16 protein-coding genes are annotated in these 18,106 nt (G+C 56.4%); 11 read left to right on the plus strand and 5 right to left on the minus strand.

Annotated features, from left to right (window positions below; translation table 11 throughout):
• Positions 1 to 129: 129 nt before the first annotated feature.
• The 9 genes from RUA4292_RS16760 to RUA4292_RS16805 all read left to right on the plus strand — a co-directional run bounded on the left by RUA4292_RS16760 (position 130) and on the right by RUA4292_RS16805 (position 11,659).
• A complete protein-coding gene (locus RUA4292_RS16760) occupies positions 130 to 1,371 on the plus strand; it encodes a pyridoxal-phosphate-dependent aminotransferase family protein (RefSeq protein WP_058278637.1) in 1,242 nt (413 codons plus the stop codon).
• A 31-nt stretch (positions 1,372 to 1,402) separates the two neighbouring features.
• Positions 1,403 to 2,599 (plus strand): malate--CoA ligase subunit beta, encoded by a 1,197-nt coding sequence (locus RUA4292_RS16765; protein WP_058273745.1) that lies wholly within the window; start codon positions 1,403 to 1,405, stop codon positions 2,597 to 2,599.
• Positions 2,599 to 3,489, plus strand: a complete 891-nt coding sequence (sucD, locus tag RUA4292_RS16770) for a succinate--CoA ligase subunit alpha (protein ID WP_058278638.1) — start codon at positions 2,599 to 2,601, stop codon at positions 3,487 to 3,489. Before RUA4292_RS16765 ends, sucD begins: the two co-directional genes overlap by 1 nt.
• Positions 3,489 to 4,460 carry a 2-hydroxyacid dehydrogenase gene (locus RUA4292_RS16775; protein ID WP_058278639.1) on the plus strand — a complete coding sequence of 324 codons (972 nt, stop codon included), beginning with the start codon at positions 3,489 to 3,491 and terminating at the stop codon, positions 4,458 to 4,460. Before sucD ends, RUA4292_RS16775 begins: the two co-directional genes overlap by 1 nt.
• On the plus strand, positions 4,460 to 7,090 hold the full coding sequence (locus RUA4292_RS16780; RefSeq protein WP_058278640.1) for a phosphoenolpyruvate carboxylase: 2,631 nt from the start codon (positions 4,460 to 4,462) through the stop codon (positions 7,088 to 7,090). The genes RUA4292_RS16775 and RUA4292_RS16780 overlap by 1 nt, the downstream gene beginning before the upstream one ends.
• A gap of 20 nt (positions 7,091 to 7,110) precedes the next feature.
• Positions 7,111 to 8,406 carry a serine hydroxymethyltransferase gene (gene glyA, locus RUA4292_RS16785; protein ID WP_058278655.1) on the plus strand — a complete coding sequence of 432 codons (1,296 nt, stop codon included), beginning with the start codon at positions 7,111 to 7,113 and terminating at the stop codon, positions 8,404 to 8,406.
• Between the two features lie 19 nt (positions 8,407 to 8,425).
• Entirely contained in the window at positions 8,426 to 9,403 is a 978-nt protein-coding gene (locus tag RUA4292_RS16790) for an HpcH/HpaI aldolase/citrate lyase family protein (protein ID WP_058278641.1), read from the plus strand.
• Positions 9,404 to 9,410: 7 nt separating this feature from the next.
• Positions 9,411 to 10,688 carry a glycerate kinase type-2 family protein gene (locus tag RUA4292_RS16795; RefSeq protein ID WP_058278642.1) on the plus strand — a complete coding sequence of 426 codons (1,278 nt, stop codon included), beginning with the start codon at positions 9,411 to 9,413 and terminating at the stop codon, positions 10,686 to 10,688.
• A 341-nt stretch (positions 10,689 to 11,029) separates the two neighbouring features.
• Positions 11,030 to 11,659 (plus strand): helix-turn-helix domain-containing protein, encoded by a 630-nt coding sequence (locus tag RUA4292_RS16805; RefSeq protein WP_058272918.1) that lies wholly within the window; start codon positions 11,030 to 11,032, stop codon positions 11,657 to 11,659.
• On the opposite strand, the gene RUA4292_RS16810 is transcribed toward RUA4292_RS16805, so the two are convergent.
• The 5 genes from RUA4292_RS16810 to RUA4292_RS16830 are packed head-to-tail and all read right to left on the minus strand — an operon-like array spanning position 11,637 to position 15,995.
• Positions 11,637 to 12,134, minus strand: a complete 498-nt coding sequence (locus tag RUA4292_RS16810; RefSeq protein ID WP_058278644.1) for a GNAT family N-acetyltransferase — start codon at positions 12,132 to 12,134, stop codon at positions 11,637 to 11,639. The genes RUA4292_RS16805 and RUA4292_RS16810 overlap by 23 nt on opposite strands.
• A 24-nt stretch (positions 12,135 to 12,158) precedes the next feature.
• Positions 12,159 to 13,226, minus strand: a complete 1,068-nt coding sequence (locus RUA4292_RS16815; RefSeq protein WP_058278645.1) for a heme-dependent oxidative N-demethylase family protein — start codon at positions 13,224 to 13,226, stop codon at positions 12,159 to 12,161.
• Positions 13,227 to 13,238: 12 nt separating this feature from the next.
• Positions 13,239 to 14,201 carry a PDR/VanB family oxidoreductase gene (locus RUA4292_RS16820; protein WP_058278646.1) on the minus strand — a complete coding sequence of 321 codons (963 nt, stop codon included), beginning with the start codon at positions 14,199 to 14,201 and terminating at the stop codon, positions 13,239 to 13,241.
• Positions 14,198 to 14,794 carry a dimethylamine monooxygenase subunit DmmA family protein gene (locus RUA4292_RS16825; RefSeq protein WP_058278647.1) on the minus strand — a complete coding sequence of 199 codons (597 nt, stop codon included), beginning with the start codon at positions 14,792 to 14,794 and terminating at the stop codon, positions 14,198 to 14,200. Before RUA4292_RS16825 ends, RUA4292_RS16820 begins: the two co-directional genes overlap by 4 nt.
• Positions 14,795 to 14,849: 55 nt before the next feature.
• Entirely contained in the window at positions 14,850 to 15,995 is a 1,146-nt protein-coding gene (locus tag RUA4292_RS16830; RefSeq protein WP_058278648.1) for an aminomethyl transferase family protein, read from the minus strand.
• A 340-nt stretch (positions 15,996 to 16,335) separates the two neighbouring features.
• Here RUA4292_RS16830 and RUA4292_RS16835 point away from each other — a divergent pair, with 340 nt between their 5' ends.
• Positions 16,336 to 17,712, plus strand: a complete 1,377-nt coding sequence (locus tag RUA4292_RS16835) for an ammonium transporter (protein WP_058278649.1) — start codon at positions 16,336 to 16,338, stop codon at positions 17,710 to 17,712.
• An 11-nt stretch (positions 17,713 to 17,723) separates the two neighbouring features.
• Positions 17,724 to 17,939 carry a hypothetical protein gene (locus RUA4292_RS16840; protein WP_058278650.1) on the plus strand — a complete coding sequence of 72 codons (216 nt, stop codon included), beginning with the start codon at positions 17,724 to 17,726 and terminating at the stop codon, positions 17,937 to 17,939.
• The last annotated feature ends 167 nt before the right edge of the window (positions 17,940 to 18,106 follow it).

Here is an 18,106-nt window from a genome sequence, read left to right on the forward strand (position 1 = left end):
TTCCCACCCATATAGCTACCCTAAAGCAGTAGTAAGTTACGTTGCGCCCTGACGCAAGGATCGGCTTTTCTTTTCGGTAACGCGACAGACGGGGCGCATTACGGACCCCGTCGCCGAGGAGGATCGCCAATGACGTTTCAAATCTACCCGACGCTCGAAATCCCGGAAACACTGGCTGCGGGACCCGGACCAGGCAATACCGATGCCCGCGTTCTGCATGCCTTTGTAAATGCGGGTGTTGCGGATCACATGCAGGGTGACGTCCTGCGCGGCATGATCGAATGCAAGCTCATGCTGCGCAAAATCTGGGGCACCGACAATACCTATACCTTCGCGGTTGCTGGCACCGGTTGGAGCGCGCTGGACACTATGTTCTCGGCCGTTATGCCTGGCGACAAGGTGGTTGCGTTCACCAATGGCACCTTTTCCGGCATTGACGCGCTGACCCTACGGATTAAGGCAGCCACAGCTGAAGAACATGCCGCCAATCCACTTGATCCCATTGCGGCCAGCGTCACCGTGATCGAAATTCCGCATGGCCAGCCCGTGACCGGTGAGATGGTCGAGGTCGCATTGGCCGAACACAAGCCGAAATGGGCTTTCATGGCACATTGGGAAACCGGTTCCGGCCGTGTCAACGATGTACAGGGATTCTCGGATGCGTGCGAAAATCATGGCACCATGGGTCTGATTGATGCTGTGTCTTCGCTGGGTGTTGCAGACTTTCGTATCGACGATTTCCCCGGCATCGCAGGCTGGGCTTCGTGCCCGCAAAAAGGCCTATGCTGCCTGCCCCTGACCTATGCGCCTGTCAGCTTTACCGACGCCTTTATCGAGGCGCTGAAGACAACCGGTGCTTACTCTTACGTCCACAACCCGATTTTCGAGGCCCGCCATTGGGGCATTGTCGACGGTCAGGATGTTGAGAAAGGCACCTATCACCGGACCCATTCGGGCTATGCCGTCGCCGCGTTCCATGAATCTCTGCGTCTGACCTTGCAGGAAGGGCTAGCTAAACGCGCGCATTCCTACAAAACGCATGAGGCCGTCCTGCGTGACGCCGTCACCGCGATGGGCTGCGATGTCACTTCGGACATGCCAAGCCTCGTAGTGCTGAACCTGCCCACAGAACTGGCTGGCCGCGAAATGGAATTGGTACAGAACTGCCGCGCGCGTGGCTTTGGCATCTGGCCGACACTCAGCGCCCCGGTACAGGTGCGCATCGGCATCCTGAACCAACTGAACCATCAGTCGATCAGCCGCATCGTAAAACTGTTTGGCGAGGCGATCCGCGAACTGGGCGGCACAGTGGATTTTGAAGCCATCGAAGCGCTGCTGGAAAGCCGCTACGGCACGTCGATCGCGGCCTGACCGCACTGCATGAACGGGAGGAAGATTGCAGATGGATATTCACGAATATCAGGCGAAAGAGGTTCTTTCGAATTTTGGTGTCGCCGTGCCTTCGGGTGCGCTGGCCTACAGTCCCGAACAAGCGGCATATCGGGCGCGCGAGCTGGGGGGCGATCGTTGGATCGTGAAGGCTCAAGTCCATGCCGGAGGCCGTGGAAAAGCCGGTGGTGTCAAACTGTGCAACACCGAGAACGAAATCCATGAAGCCTGCGACGAGATGTTCGGACGCAGGTTGGTTACGCATCAAACCGGTCCCGAAGGCAAGGGCATCTACCGTGTCTACGTTGAATCCGCCGTGCCGATTGATCGCGAGATTTATCTGGGCTTCGTGCTGGATCGCTCCAGCCAGCGGGTGATGATCGTGGCCTCGTCGGAAGGCGGCATGGAGATCGAAGATATCTCGGCCGAACGCCCCGACAGCATCGTGCGATCGATCGTCGAACCGGCCGTGGGTCTGCAGGAATTCCAGGCGCGCGAAATCGCATTTCAACTGGGTTTTGAGGCTAAATTGGTGCAGCAAATGGTACGCACGCTACAGGGCTGCTACGCCGCCTTCAGCAATCTGGACGCCACCATGGTCGAGATCAACCCGCTGGTCATCACCGGTGACGATCGGGTTCTGGCGCTGGATGCCAAGATGAGCTTTGACGACAACGCCTTGTTCCGGCATCCGCAGATCTCAGAGTTACGCGACAAAAGCCAGGAAGACCCGCGCGAAAGCCGCGCTGCGGATCGCGGCCTGTCTTATGTCGGTCTTGACGGCAATATCGGCTGTATCGTGAACGGCGCCGGTTTGGCCATGGCCACGATGGATACGATCAAGCTGGCAGGGGGGGAACCTGCGAACTTTCTGGACATCGGCGGTGGAGCTTCGCCCGAACGTGTGGCCAAGGCCTTTCGTCTGGTCCTGTCAGACAAGAATGTGCAGGCGGTGTTGGTGAACATATTCGCCGGGATCAATCGCTGTGACTGGGTCGCAGAGGGCGTCGTTCAGGCGCTACGCGAACTTGAGCTTGAAATCCCTGTCATCGTGCGCCTTGCCGGCACCAATGTCGCGGAAGGCCAGAAAATCTTAGCCAAATCCGGATTGCCGATCATCCGCGCCACCACCCTGATGGAAGCCGCCGAACGCGCTGTTGGCGCGTGGCAAAACGATCTGACCCAAAACACCAAGATGAGGGCTGTCTAATGAGCATTCTTCTGGACCGCGAGAGCCGTGTTATCGTTCAGGGCATTACCGGACGGATGGCACGGTTCCATACCAAAGACATGCTGGACTACGGCACTAATGTCGTCGGCGGAGTTGTCCCCGGTAAGGGCGGCGAGACCGTCGAGGGCGTGCCGGTCTTTGACACCGTAAAACAAGCTGTCGAGGCCACCGGTGCCGATGCCAGCCTTGTTTTCGTGCCGCCACCATTTGCCGCCGATTCCATCATGGAGGCCGCAGATGCGGGTATCCGCTATTGCGTCTGTATCACCGACGGTATCCCGGCGCAGGACATGATCCGGGTCAAGCGGTACATGTACCGCTATCCCAAAGACAAGCGCATGGTGCTGACCGGACCCAACTGCGCGGGCACCATCAGCCCCGGGAAGGCTCTGCTGGGGATCATGCCAGGCCATATCTACCTACCCGGCAATGTCGGCATCATCGGTCGATCCGGCACGCTCGGCTATGAGGCCGCAGCCCAGCTGAAAGAACACGGCATCGGAGTCTCAACCAGTGTCGGGATCGGTGGCGACCCGATCAACGGGTCTTCGTTCCGCGATATCCTTGAGCGGTTCGAACAGGACAAGGATACCGAAGTCATTGCCATGATCGGCGAGATCGGCGGCCCGCAGGAAGCCGAGGCCGCAGAATACATCCGCGACAACATAACCAAGCCCGTCGTCGCCTATGTTGCAGGTCTGACCGCGCCCAAAGGTCGGACTATGGGTCATGCTGGTGCGATCATCTCGGCCTTTGGCGAAAGTGCCTCGGAGAAAGTTGAAATCTTGTCGGCGGCGGGGGTGACCGTTGCTGAAAACCCGGCGGTGATTGGCGAAACCATTGCCCGCGTCATGGGAAAGGCCGCGTGATGACCAAACCTTCAGTCCTTGTCACCCGTCGCTGGCCCGCCGCCGTCGAGGCGCGACTGGCCGAAGACTACAACACCGTACTCAATACCGGGGATACTCCGATGTCCCCGGCTGAAATCCGCGACGCCCTGAAACACTATGACGCGGTGCTGCCCACCGTTACCGATACGCTCAGCGCCGAGGCGCTGGACGTCCCCACAGCACAGACCAAAATTCTGGCCAATTACGGGGTCGGGTATAGCCACATTTGCGAGCCATCAGCCCGCGAACTTGGCATGACCGTAACAAACACGCCTGACGTTCTGTCTGAATGTACCGCCGATATCGCAATGACCTTATTGCTGATGGTAGCGCGCCGCGCAGGCGAAGGCGAACGCGAGCTGCGCGCCGGAAACTGGACCGGTTGGCGGCCCACGCATCTGGTCGGCACCAAGGTCAGCGGTAAGACCCTGGGCATCATCGGCTATGGCCGCATCGGGCAGGAAATGGCCCGCCGCGCTCATCATGGCTTTGGTATGGATGTCGTTATTTACAATCGCAGCCAGGTGGCGCCCGACGTTTTAGCCAAGTGCAATGCCACTCAGGTGGATACTGTCGATGAGCTGTTGCCGCAATGCGACTTCGTCTCGCTGCACTGCCCCGGAGGGGCCGCAAACCGGCACCTGATCAACGGTCGAAGACTCGACTTGATGAAACCCGACGCCTTCCTGATCAACACCGCGCGCGGCGAGGTCATCGACGAACACGCCCTGATCCAGGCCCTGATGTTCGACACAATTGGCGGCGCGGCGCTGGATGTATTTGACGGCGAGCCCCGCATTAGCTCGGACCTGCAGCAATGTGACAACCTCGTCATGCTGCCGCATCTCGGAAGCGCGACTAAAGAAGCACGCGAAGCTATAGGGTTCCGCGTCATTGAAAACCTCAATGATTTCTTCAATGGCAAAAATCCAAGAGACAAAGTGATCTGATGCAAGCGTTGGCTCAGGATACCCAGCCGTCGCTTCCACCGTCCGCGTACGCGGACGGTCTTCGGACTGAATTGCGCGCGCTATGGCGAAACATCCTTTTGAAAAGGGCGCCACATGTCGCTTCTTGGGCCGAAGCCAAGCCGCTGCCCCCCATTCCAACTGGCCAGGCCGCAATCCCGTATTTGCAGGCCCTGTCGATCTGGTTTCAGCTTTTGCGCATCATCGACGAAAACGCAGATGTGCGGAATCGTCGACAAATCGAAACCCAAAAAGGTGCCCAAGCGGTTGAAGGTGGATTTGCCGAAGTGTTGTCGGACCTTAATCTGAGTGTTGGGGAAACCGAAAAGTTGGCAGGTAGTTTAATGACTGGCCCAACGCTAACGGCGCATCCGACCGAAGCCAAACGCGTCACCGTTCTTGAAATTCACCGCCGGATTTATCGTATCCTGGTCAGCCTCGAATCTCAGCGCTGGACGCCAATTGAACGTTCAACATTGTTGAATGATCTGGAAGGCGAGATCGACCTACTATGGATGACCGGAGAATTACGCTTGTCACGTCCCAGTTTACGTGACGAGATCGAATGGGGTTTGCAGTTTTTCCGCGACGCAATCTTCGATGCTGTGCCACAGGTCATCGATCGGTTCGATCACGCCTGTTTGCAGGTTTTGGGTCAGACTTTGAATGCGACGCCCAATGTCCGATTTCATAGCTGGGTTGGCGGAGACCGGGATGGCAACCCAAATGTAACCTCTGAGATGACCAAACTGGCTCTGCAGCGTGGGCGCGAGACAGCGATTGATCTCTACTGTCAAGCTCTTGATAAAGCCGCGCAAAAACTGAGCATAAGCGCCCTGATCCTACCACAGCCCGAACCTCACGGTGAACGGTTGCGGGCAATCATCAACCGCGCACCCAAGAATGACCGCAACCCGAACGAACCATTTCGGCAGGCCCTGAATGCCATCCGCCAAAGACTGACAAGTGCCGGTTATCAGCATATCTCGCAGTTCGAGTGTGATCTCGACGCGCTTGATGAGGCGCTTTGTGCAGTAAACGCCGAAATTCTGACAAGGCGGCATATCCGACCTCTTCGCCGGGCGGCAACCGTTTTCGGGTTGCGTACCACAACCTTGGACATACGGCAGAATTCGACGGTCACGACCAGCGTTCTGGCAGAAATCTGGTCTGCATTCGAACCTGCGCCCAAATACGGAACACCCGAATGGTCGACCCGTCTGCGCACCGAGTTGGCAGACCAGAACCTGCAGTATCCTCAGCGTGACGGGTTGAGTGATCAGGCGCAGGAATTACTAGCCTTACTAGCCCTTATGTACGCTGTTCGAATAGGGCCGGATCCCAAAGCTGTCGGACCATTCATTTTGTCGATGACACGTTCGGCAGACGACATCCTGGGTGTCTATCTTCTCGCCCGCTATGCCGGGTTCGGATCAGAGACACTGGATATTTCTGTGGTGCCGCTGTTCGAGACGATCGGTGATCTGCGCAACGCCTCAGCCATTCTGCTGGATGTTCTGGATGTTCCGCTTGCCCGCCGTAGCCTTAAGTCAGGTGGCAATGTGATCGAGGTGATGTTGGGATATTCCGACAGCGGCAAAGATGGTGGATATTTCTGTTCAACCTGGGAACTGGACCGTGCGCAGCGCCGGATCGTTACAGCACTTGCGTCGCAGGGATTTAGTGCCGCGTTTTTTCACGGACGTGGTGGTTCTGTCAGCCGGGGTGGTGCCCCCACAGGCCGGGCAATAGCCGCGCAGCCCAGTGGCACAATTGCCGGACTGTTACGTGTAACGGAACAGGGCGAAGTAGTTTCTGCCAAATATGCCAACCGCGGGACAGCCGCGGCGCATCTGGAATTGCTTTTGTCCAGCACACTACGCCACACGGCTAGTCACACCAAAACGCCGGACCGCCCGGAATTCGATGACGCGCAGGATGCGTTGTCCGAGCTTTCTCAGATGGCCTATGTCTCGCTGCTGCAAACGCCGGGGTTTCTTGAGTATTTCCAACAGGCCAGCCCGGTTGAAGAACTAGCCCGCCTAAAAATCGGATCGCGCCCCGCCCGTCGGTTCGGCGCAGCCAGCCTTGATGATCTGCGTGCAATTCCATGGGTGTTTGCGTGGTCGCAAAACCGCCACCTGATTACTGGCTGGTACGGGTTCGGCGCTGCTATGGTCAATTTTAGAAAGTTCCGCGGCGCACGAGGTGATGAAGTGCTCCGAGATATGTTTCGGCAGTCCCGATTGTTCCGCCTTGCGGTCGATGAAATGGAAAAGTCTCTGTACCAGACCGATATGACAATCGCGGCGAAATACAGCGAACTGGTCTGCGACGCCAACACACGCCAACGCATTCTTCAGGCAGTCACCTCGGAATACTGCAAAGCTTGCGACGCTGTGAAGTTTTTGAACGGCGGGCAAATCATTGGACAGCGTTTCCCACGACTGTGTGAGCGCGTCGAACGCAAGCGAGATGAACTTGCCCGCATTCACACTCTGCAAGTCGACCTACTACGCCAGACCCGCAGTGAACAGCAGGCCGGAACGGTTCCGGTCGCTCTGCTGCAATCCATGAACGCCATTTCCGCCGGCCTTGGCTGGACCGGTTGACAACTTCAGGAGATTACAAATTGAACGCCCCTCACCGTACGCACGGATTTTTCACCCAGTCCCTGTCTGACCGTGATCCCGAGCTGTTCGGCTCGATCACATCCGAGCTGGGTCGTCAGCGCGACGAGATCGAGTTGATCGCATCCGAAAACATCGTCTCTGCCGCCGTGATGGAAGCACAAGGCTCGGTGATGACCAACAAATACGCCGAAGGCTATCCCGGTCGTCGCTACTATGGCGGCTGCCAGTACGTGGACATCGCCGAGAACCTGGCCATCGACCGCGCCAAAGAGCTGTTTGGCTGCGGCTTTGCCAACGTGCAGCCGAACTCTGGCTCTCAGGCCAACCAGGGCGTGTTCCAGGCACTGATCCAGCCCGGCGATACCATTCTGGGCATGAGCCTGGACGCAGGCGGTCACCTGACCCACGGCGCCCGTCCCAACCAGTCGGGCAAGTGGTTCAATGCGGTGCAGTATGGCGTCCGCAAAGAAGACAACATGCTGGACTATGATCAGGTCGAGGCGCTGGCAAAAGAACACCAACCCAAGCTGATCATCGCCGGAGGCTCGGCCATTCCGCGACAGATCGACTTTGCCCGCATGCGCGAGATCGCCGACATGGTCGGCGCCTACCTGCACGTGGACATGGCGCACTTCGCCGGTCTGGTGGCAGCGGGTGAGCACCCCAGCCCCTTCCCGTATGCGCATGTGGCAACCACCACCACGCACAAAACCCTGCGCGGTCCGCGTGGCGGCATGATCCTGACCAATGATGAAGATATCGCTAAGAAAGTGAATTCAGCCATCTTCCCCGGCATTCAGGGCGGCCCGCTGATGCATGTGATCGCAGCCAAGGCAGTCGCCTTTGGAGAGGCGCTGCAGCCTGCGTTCAAGGATTACATCAAGCAGGTTGTGGTGAACGCACAGGCGCTGTCAGACCAGCTGATCAAGGGTGGTCTGGACACGGTGACCCACGGCACCGACACCCATGTGGTGCTGGTCGATCTGCGACCCAAAGGCGTAACCGGCAACATTGTCGACAAGGCTCTGGGCCGGGCGCACATCACCTGCAACAAGAACGGCGTGCCGTTTGACCCGGAAAAACCGACCATTACGTCGGGCATCCGTCTGGGCTCCCCCGCCGGCACCACCCGCGGCTTTGGCGAGATCGAATTCCGCCAGATCGCAGACTGGATCATCGAAGTGGTCGATGGTCTGGCCGCCAATGGCGAATACGGCAATGGCGCGGTTGAAGCCAAGGTCAAAGCCGAGGTTGCAGAGCTTTGCGCTAAATTCCCGATCTATCCAAACCTGTAAGACGAAGGATCCCAAAACCATGAGCTTTCACAACATCGACCAAGCCCCCGCACGCCTGAACCGCAGCGAGCTGGCCGTTCCGGGCAGCCAGCCCGGAATGTTCGAAAAGGCAGCGAAATCGGATGTGGACGTTATCTTCCTTGATCTGGAAGACGCTGTTGCACCGGACGAAAAGGAACAGGCGCGCAAGAACATCATCGAAGCGCTGAACGATATCGACTGGGACAACAAGACCATGTCGGTGCGGATCAACGGACTGGACACGCACTACATGTACCGCGATGTGGTGGATGTGGTCGAACAGGCCGGTGATCGCCTGGACCTGATCATGGTCCCCAAGGTTGGAACCGCAGCTGACGTATATGCAGTCGACATGCTGGTGACGCAGATCGAGGACGCCAAAGGTTACAAGAAACGGATCGGATTCGAACACATCATCGAAACCGCGCTTGGCATGCAGAACGTCAGCGAGATTGCGGCCGCATCCAAACGCAACGAAAGCCTGCATTTCGGGGTCGCCGATTATGCGGCTTCAACCCGTGCCCGGACCACCATCATCGGCGGTGTAAACCCCGACTATTCCGTTCTGACCGATGCGGATGCAGATGGCGGACGCATGACGCATTGGGGCGATATGTGGCACTATGCGCTAGCCCGCATGGTTGTCGCCGCCCGAGCCAACGGCCTGCGCCCGATCGACGGGCCCTTCGGTGACTTTCAGGATCCAGACGGGTATCGCGCGGCAGCGAAACGCGCGGCCGTACTGGGATGTGAAGGAAAATGGGCTATCCACCCCAGCCAGATTGTCCTGGCCAATGAGGTCATGTCGCCATCAGATGCCGAAGTCACCAAAGCACAGCGCATACTCGTTGCCATGTCCGAGGCTGAATCGGCTGGCAAAGGCGCTGTGTCTCTGGATGGTCGCCTGATCGACTATGCCTCGATCCGTCAGGCCGAAGTACTGGTCGAAAAGGCTAGTCAAATCGCAGCTGCGTGAACCTGTAGTGCCGGGCCATTCAACGACAACGCTTCGCACCACTGCTTCGGCTATCTTTGCCGAGGCAGTGTCGGCGGCGGACCCAGCTACTGCCCTGCGCCGCAAGTTATGCGTCGCTCCACTGCCAACACCTGCAAGTGGCGGGCGCAGCGTCCTGATTGCGGTCGGGAAGGCTGCGCCCAAAATGCTGTCAGAGGCGTTGCGACACGTTGAAGGCCCGCATGTAGCTTTGGCTGTAACGCATGCTGAAAACCAGACGGATGTATCCGGCGCGACTGTCTTAACAAGCGGGCATCCCATCCCCGATGAGCGTGGGTTGAAAGCCGGGCGACAGATTGTGTCTTTGCTCAGCGAAGCATGTGAACATGATCAGGTCATTGCGCTAATCTCGGGCGGGGGATCAGCACTTATCCCCGCCCCCGTCAGCGGCCTGACCCTATCGGACAAGATACGGGTTAACGAAGTGCTTCTATCCTCGGGGTTGGGTATCACTCAGATAAATCTGATACGCCAGCAACTCAGCCAACTTAAGGGCGGCGGGTTTCTGAAACATTCGGCTCCTGCGCCGGTCTCGGCTTACATTCTTTCGGATGTAATCAGGGATGACCTGCGGGCTGTTGCCAGTGGCCCGACCGTTTCCCCTATCGGCAGCCATGCAGATGCGCGCAGAACTTGCATCGAAAACGGCCTATGGCATGAGTTGCCCAAAGCAGTCCGCACGTATCTGGAACACAGTATTCCTGATCAGAGGCTTAGTGCTCAAGCCACCAACCACCTGATCGGATCTAATCGGATAAGCCTGCAGGCTGCACACGGCTGCGCGTCTCGATCATTCGACGCCGAGATCGTCTCAGATGCGTTGACCTGCAATGTGGACGATGCCGCAGAACAAATTTTGCATGCGACCCGATCCGTGACCGTGGATCGTCCGAAAGCCCTGCTGTTTGGCGGTGAGACAACTGTCCGACTGCGTGGCTCAGGGTGGGGCGGTCGAAATCAGGAAATGGCATTGCGTCTCGCCTATTTGACTCAGGAACAGAAAATACCGGGCAACTGGGTTTTTCTCAGCGGTGGCACGGATGGCCGGGATGGACCAACCACAGCGGCGGGAGCCATAGTAGATGCTGGCACTGTCTGTCGGATACGTAATGCCGGGAAGGATCCAGTGGCTTTACTGTCCAACAATGACAGTAATTCCGCGTTGTCATTAGCAGGTGATCTCCTGCAAACCGGGGCGACCGGAACCAATGTGGCGGACATACAGATTATGCTACTTGTACCATAAACCTAAGACCATTCGTTATACTCGGTCCTGAGTCTGGATCTGACAAAAAACCGCAGATATCGAGTTCAAGAGATCAGTAAAACGACTCTTGCCCGGCGCGAACGTAGCGGCACGCAGAGGTTCGATCAAGGATATCATGCTCGCTATCGGAAAGCCGACAAACAGTGGAATTCTGATCTCTGGCCTTTTTTCTGGCAGCATGATTATTTTACTATCAGGAAAACTTTGATGCTATGATGCTCCGAATGGATTGGGTTTTCCGCTGCTCCTGCTTGCAGAACCAGTTTGGACAAGTGTAGCAAGACATTGAAAGAGTGAAATTGAAAAAACGCGATAAAGAAATGGCGGCAAATCTGACTCAGGACCCACATTCCGTTCGTTCGGGTAACAGAGAAAAAGTTCTTGAAGTTGCCATCGGCCGCGAGGTTCGCGCCTTTCGCAAGCAGCAGGAAATAACCGTCGCGGAGCTTGCCCAGCTAACCGGGTTGTCGATCGGCATGCTGTCCAAGATCGAAAATGGAAATACGTCACCGTCCTTGACGACCTTGCAGTCACTGGCGGATGCACTGTCGGTTCCTTTGACAAGTTTTTTCAGACAGTTCGAAGAACGCCGGGAGGCGGTTCATACAAAAGCAGGTGAAGGTGTCGAGCTGGAGCGTGAAGGAACACGCGCCAACCATCAATATAATCTTTTGGGGCACATAGGCGCCAACGGATCAGGCGTAATCGTGGAACCCTATCTGATCACCCTGACTGCTAAATCCGATGTGTTTCCAACATTCCAACATGGTGGCATCGAGACGATTTACATGCTGGAAGGTGAAGTGGATTACCGCCATGGGGACCAGATTTACCCACTGAAACCGGGTGACACCCTGTTCTTTGATGCGGATTCACCCCATGGCCCGGAACGGTTGGTTAATCTGCCGGCCCGCTACATATCAGTGATCAGCTATCCGCAGACAAACTAATCGGCTTGCGTAACAGGAAATCCGTGGGTCTGTTATAGCCTTCATGGCTTCCCGTATTCAGGATCGTGAACCCAAGCCTTGAAAAAACGCGATGGTTTTCAGTAAGTTCCACGCGCGTTTCCAGTTCCAGCGCAGGCAGACCAAGCTCAGTTGCACGGCTTGCAGCATGATCCACCAACGTGCGGCAGATACCTTGCCCCCGCAATTCTTCCTGAACTGCAAGCTTCCCCAAGTACAGGCAGTCTGGTTTGGGCGTCAGAAACATACATGCGAGCAGCGGTCGGCCGATGGCCCAGATTTCACCACCATCCTTACAGTGCTCCCGCATCCCTTCCACCGTCAGCCTATGGATAGAAGACGGAGGGTCGATCCGGGCATCCATGAATTGAAATGACGCACGAAGCAGCGCAAGCGCGTCATATAATGCAAAGTCATCGCTCGGAATTAGCCAAGGCGTGAAGACCGGATCAGTCATTTGAGCAAGAGCACTTCACAATGCTCACTTCGACAAAGGCGGTTCCGTTTCCAAGTCCGGCCAAATCCCCGGCGATGTGGGTAACCCGTCGTCAAACTGGCTGAGATAGTCCAGCATCATCGGACGGTTGTCGATGAACCCCTTATAAGTTGCCAGCTCTTCAGGCAGGTCCCGAATAACCCGGTGCAGACGGCGCCCCCATTTGGGAACAGTCATCAGATCCTGAAAACTGCACAGATAGCAGCGGATCGGGAACACCAGCGCATTGGAGCGCGGCAGACGGAAGAACGTCTGCAACTCGACCCGCAGATGCTGCTTGTGGGCGATGTTTTCAGGCGTCAGCGTGGTCTTTTGAATACCCCATTTGTGATAGTTTTCCGGACTTGTATCCAGCAAAGGATTCACCGTCATGGTCCAGTTGAGACGCCGCGCAGGGGCGCCCTGCTGGATATTCAGCAAGAACTTCAGCGCGCGCTGGAAAATACCCATTTCATGGGCCTTCGGAACCGGCGCGTGCCATTCGAAAAAGTTCATGCCGATGTCGAAATCCAGGCTCCAATCGGCTTGTGTTGTCACCATGCCGGCGTCCATCCACAGCATCTCATCACGCTGATCCAGCACGGCGAAATCGCCCTGAGCCTGTCGCGTAATGTATTCCATCGGCCCATAAGGCAGCGTGGTTTCATCCATGAAGGTAAAGCTGTGATCGATGCCCAATGGCTTGTTGATCCAGCGCCACTGATTGCCGTTGCGATGCAACTCGAACAGCTCCGGGTAATCCTCGGACTTGCTGACCATGATCAGTTCCAGCAAGTCCCAGCCAGCCAACGTCATATGAGGAAGAGACTGACAGCGCAGCGGGTCCTGATCCAGAACCATTGCGCGGTCTTTCATTTCCGAGACATAATGCTCGTCCACATCGAACCGCATCTCATAGACTGATCCCTCTGGCCCGCCGCGATGTTGTTCCATGTTGACCGAATACATGTAGCTGTCTTCGTGGAATGGGAACGGAAAGCGTTTGATCGCCCAGTCCGAGTTGTGGAACGTATAGTCGTCGCGGAAGGACTCGTCGTTGAATTGAATGGTCATGATGGCCTCCTCTCAGCGGTCCAGCACGAGGGACTTGCCCTCGAAACGCGACACGCAGGGCATGATTTTCTTGCCCGATGCTTTTTCTTCGTCGGTCAGCCAGTGATCGCGGTGAACAAAGTTGCCGTCGTGGTCCAGGACCACGGTTTCGCACTGACCGCAGGCTCCGCCACGACACAGATAGGGCGCATCCACGCCTTCGCGCTCGATAGCTTCCAGCAGGCTTTCGTTCTCGCCCACATGAACGACTTTGTCTGACGCTGCCAAACGCACTTCGAACGGTTTACCGGGTTGAGGCGCCAGAAACTCTTCGTAATGCACGCAATCTTCGGGCCAGCCTTCAGCAGCGGCCGTGTTGCGCACCCAGTCGATCATGCCCTTGGGGCCGCAGACATAGACATGCGTGCCCAGAGGTTGCCCGCTCAACAGGTTCTCCAGATCAATCTGCTGGTTCTGGTCGTCGTAATACAGATGCGTCTCATTGGGATGCCGGTCGGTCAGTTGGTCCGCATAAGATGCCAGCGCGTGATTGCGGCAGGCATAATGCAGCTCCCAATGCCCATGCAGCAGTTCAAGTTGTTTGATCTGCGCCAGAAACGGGGTGATCCCGATGCCACCGGCCAGAAACAGGTGCTTGCGGGCGCGCAAATCGAGCGAGAACAGGTTGACCGGATAACTTATGGTCATCTCGTCGCCCAGCTTGACCTGGCGGTGCATGAACAGCGAACCACCCCTGCCCTCATCATCACGCCGAACCGAAATGGTGTAGGATGACTGATCAAACGGGTCCGACATCAGCGAATATGGGTTGAGCCGCGTGATGCCACCATCCTGCATTTCGACGACCGTATGGGCCCCGCCCGAAAAGGTCGGCAACTGGCCTCCGTCAATACGTTCGAACCGGAACCGCGTCACCAACTCGTTCAAGGGGGTGATTTCGGTCACTTTGGCCTGGATTTTCTCGGCGCCACTCATTCGTAAATCCCCTTCGGCTCGGGCACGTTACCATGATCTTCGGCATCCACGCGGACGCCCTGATAGGCGGCAAGACGGCGGGAATAATGATCGCGCACGAACAGATTCAGTCCGCAATGCGCGCAGACAAAGGGATCAACCTCGACATCTTCGGTGATGCCCTTGCAGTGTACGCATTGCATACGGCGCGCGACCGATCCGCGATGTTCGGTCTGAATTGCCGTGTGCGGCAGCCCAACTGCCATCACTTCATTCATGGCCTGACCCATCATGCTTTCAGAGCCGGTCAGATAGACCTGCAATCCCATATGCGCGTCTTCCAAAACGCGGCGAATGCGCTGCAGTGAGGCTTCATAGGATGGACCTTCGTAGAATTGCGCAGGCTTCAGTGCCTGCAGTCGCTCAACGTAATCCGTTCCCTTTGGAATGTAGATCAGATGGGTTTTGGCCATCAGGTCGGGTGTTGCGATGTCAAGAATGGCTTCGGCCCCTTCGGCCTCAGCGATCATGAGATGGTGTTCGCCTGGGCGGACCTCTAGCGTGCCCCAGACCGGGCGGCTTGCGATTGACTTGGGAAATTCGAACTTTGACATTGTGCCCTCAAATAGGAAAAGGGCGCCACGGTGTGTCCGTTGCGCCCCCTGAAACTCAGCCCTTTGCGGTTCGGATAGATTTGTCCTGATCGTAGAACGGCATTTCTTCCGCAGTCGCCGCTATTTCTGTCCCATCACCGTTGCGCACTGTCAGCTTGGTGCCGGGTGAGGCACAGGCGACCGGCATTCGTGCGATACCTACGTTGTGCCCGTTGACTTCGGAATACATGCCAAAGGTGACAACTCCGACCTCTTCGCCGTTTTGCAGCAGGTCCGCACCCTCATCCGCAGGGGTCGTGCCGTCAAGCTTGACACCGTAGATTTTGAACCGTTCTTTGCCTTGCGCGGCATAGTGGTTTTCGGCCCCGATAAAGCCGGTTTTCCCGGGTGAAACGGTGAATTCCAGACCCAGCTCCCAAAGCGTATCGCCGCAGGCTTCGCCGTCGAACGGGTAGGTTTCCGAATTGTCGCCCGGATAAAACAGCAAGTAGCTTTCGGTGCGCAGCAGATCGAGGGTCGAGAACTGGACCGGGACGATCCCCATATCCTTGCCTTCCGCCAGAATGTTGTCCCACAGGTGTACCGCGTGCTTGGCCTGACAGAAAATTTCGTATCCGCGCTCACCAGTATAGCCGGTCCGCGAAATCATCACCGGGCAGCCATAGAGTTTGGTCTGCATGATGCCGAAATAGGCCAGATCGCGAATACCAGGAATGTGCTTGGCCAGGAAATCAACGGCCACTGGTCCTTGAAGCGACATGTCGTGCATGTCGTCGTCAAAAATGACCGCGCAGTTTTTACCCGCCGCCACCGACGTCAGCTGCTCCATGCCCGTGCCGGTGCCGTGCACCACAAGCCATGTGTTCACCGACAAGCGATAGATGATGCAATCGTCAACGAATTTACCTTCGGCATTCAGGATCGAGGCATAGGTCGAACGACCCGGCATGATCTTTTCCACGTTCCGCGTGGTGACCCGATCAATGACATAGGCGGCATCTTTGCCGACCACGTGAACCTTTTTCAGGCCGGAAACATCCATGAGGCCCGCCTTGGTGCGGATTGCCTCATAATCAGCTTTGGCGCGCTCCGGGCTGTGGTCATAGAACCATGCGGTTCCCATACCGTTCCAGTCCTCAAGTTCGCCGCCGATCTCGGCATGGCGCTGCGCAAGGGCGGACGTCCTCCAAAGAATGGCCATGGTTCAGCTCTCCCGTTGATTGCTTTTTGTTGCCCATATTGAGGCCGATGTCAGATTGAAAATCAACACCTCTGTGCAGATTATTTTCCTGTTGGGAATATTTGCCTTCAAATTCTGAACCCTTAGGCGGGGGCTCAGAGTTAAAGAAAACCCCTTATTTTCATAGCTAAGAGGCAGTATTCGACCCTTCAAATTGAGTATGCGACACCACCGTTAAAGATGTTTGCCCCACATATCTATTGACAGGTGCCCCACGAGATTGTCCCCTGAGTAGATAAAATTTCCCAGCAGGAAAACTCCGCAGAGAGACCTCCTGCTGCAACAACAGGGAGACTACGAAGTGGATGGCAATCTAAATGCTCTCACGACGATCTTTACCGAGTTCTACTACTGGGTAACGATCGTTTTCATGTTCCTCATCCATGTGGGTTTTTGCATGTACGAAGTCGGCGCCAGCCGTGCCCGTAACCATATGCACACATTGATGAAAAACATCATGATCATCCCACTGGTGACGGTCACGTTCTTCTTCTTTGGATGGTGGATCTATTGGGCTTTTCCGAACTTTCCGTTCTGGGGCGGTCTGGATGCAGAAGCGGGCGCAGCGAATCTGCCTTGGGCCGACACGATGGCAACCAATGTTAGTGACAGAATCACCGGCGTTTTCTGGGCAGCATTCCTGCTGTTCTCTTGGACGGCAGCCTCGATCGTTTCGGGTTCCGTGATCGAACGGATCAGGTCTTCGGCGCTCTGGGTTCATGCGGTCATGATCGGATCGGTCTGGTGGATCATCGACGCTGCATGGGGCTGGCACTACGGTGGCTGGATGGTTCGAATTCTCGGCTACCATGATGCATACGCTTCCGGTGTAATTCACGCAATTGCAGGCGGTTATGCATTGGGTGTAATCATGGTTCTGGGCCCGCGCCTAGGCAAGTTCGCCAAGGACGGTACACCGAGGGACATTCCTCCGCACAATCCGTGGCTACTGACGATCGGCATCTTCCTGATCTACACTGGCTTCTGGGGCTTCTATGCCGCGTGCAACGTGCCTGTGATTTCACCGGAAGGGATCGATGGGCAGATCACTGGCGTAACTTGGACAGCTACCAATATCTATCTGGCTCCGACGACCCTGTCGGCGATCACCTTCAACTTCCTGATGTCGCTGTCTGGCGGTCTGATGGCGGCTTATGTGATCTCGAAAGGTGATGCGTTCTGGACATTCTCGGGCGGGCTTGCCGGAATTATCACTGCTTCGGCGGGTAACGACTTGTATCATCCGATTCAGGCAATGATCATTGCCGCGATCGGCGTCGTGATCGTGTACAAGCTGCATTACTGGGTTGAACGCAGGTTCAAGCTGGATGATGCGGTGGGCGCCGTTGCTGTACACGGTTATGCCGGGGTTGTTGGCCTGGTGATTTCAGGCTTTGTCCTCTGGGGTGTGCCATCTTCGCCGTACGAAGGATACGCAACAATCAACCCGATCGGTCAAATCACCGGCGCGGTCATCATGTTCTTTGTTCTTGGCTTTCTACCCGGCTGGGCTCTGGCCAAGATGCAGGCAGCCGCAGGTGTGCTTCGCATCCCGGAAGAGGTTGAACTGCAGGGCCTCGATTACGCCGAGCACCATGCCTACGAAGATGCCAAGGCAGCGATCATTGAAGCTGACAAACAGGAATTGGCTGCCCGTGCTGGCGCGGCAGCAAAGTAAAGGAGAAAGACATGTCTACGAATGGATACACAAGCTGGGCTGTCGATCTTGCCGAGGTCGGTCCGATCTACCCCTTCCAAGGTTACGAAGTTCTGATGGTCATCATTGGTGTGGTCTTCTGGATTGGCTGGCATCGCATCCAGTTCATCCGGGAAGGTGAACACCTTGAGAAGGCCCGCCACACCGGCGACGAAGAGAAGGTGAAGGCACAGCTGGAACGATACTGATCCAGCTTTAGGAGCTGGCAATGGGCGTGAAATCAGAGATCGCGCCCATTGCCTCTTAGGAAAAAAACTTTCCTACTATTATTGATGTCCCCCAGTTTTGTTGATACCGTCGAATCACAGTGAAACACACAAGGAGATCTGCCAGCCATGTGCGGAATTGTTGGATT

The organism is Ruegeria atlantica, assembly GCF_001458195.1.
Classification (GTDB): Bacteria; Pseudomonadota; Alphaproteobacteria; order Rhodobacterales; family Rhodobacteraceae; genus Ruegeria; species Ruegeria atlantica.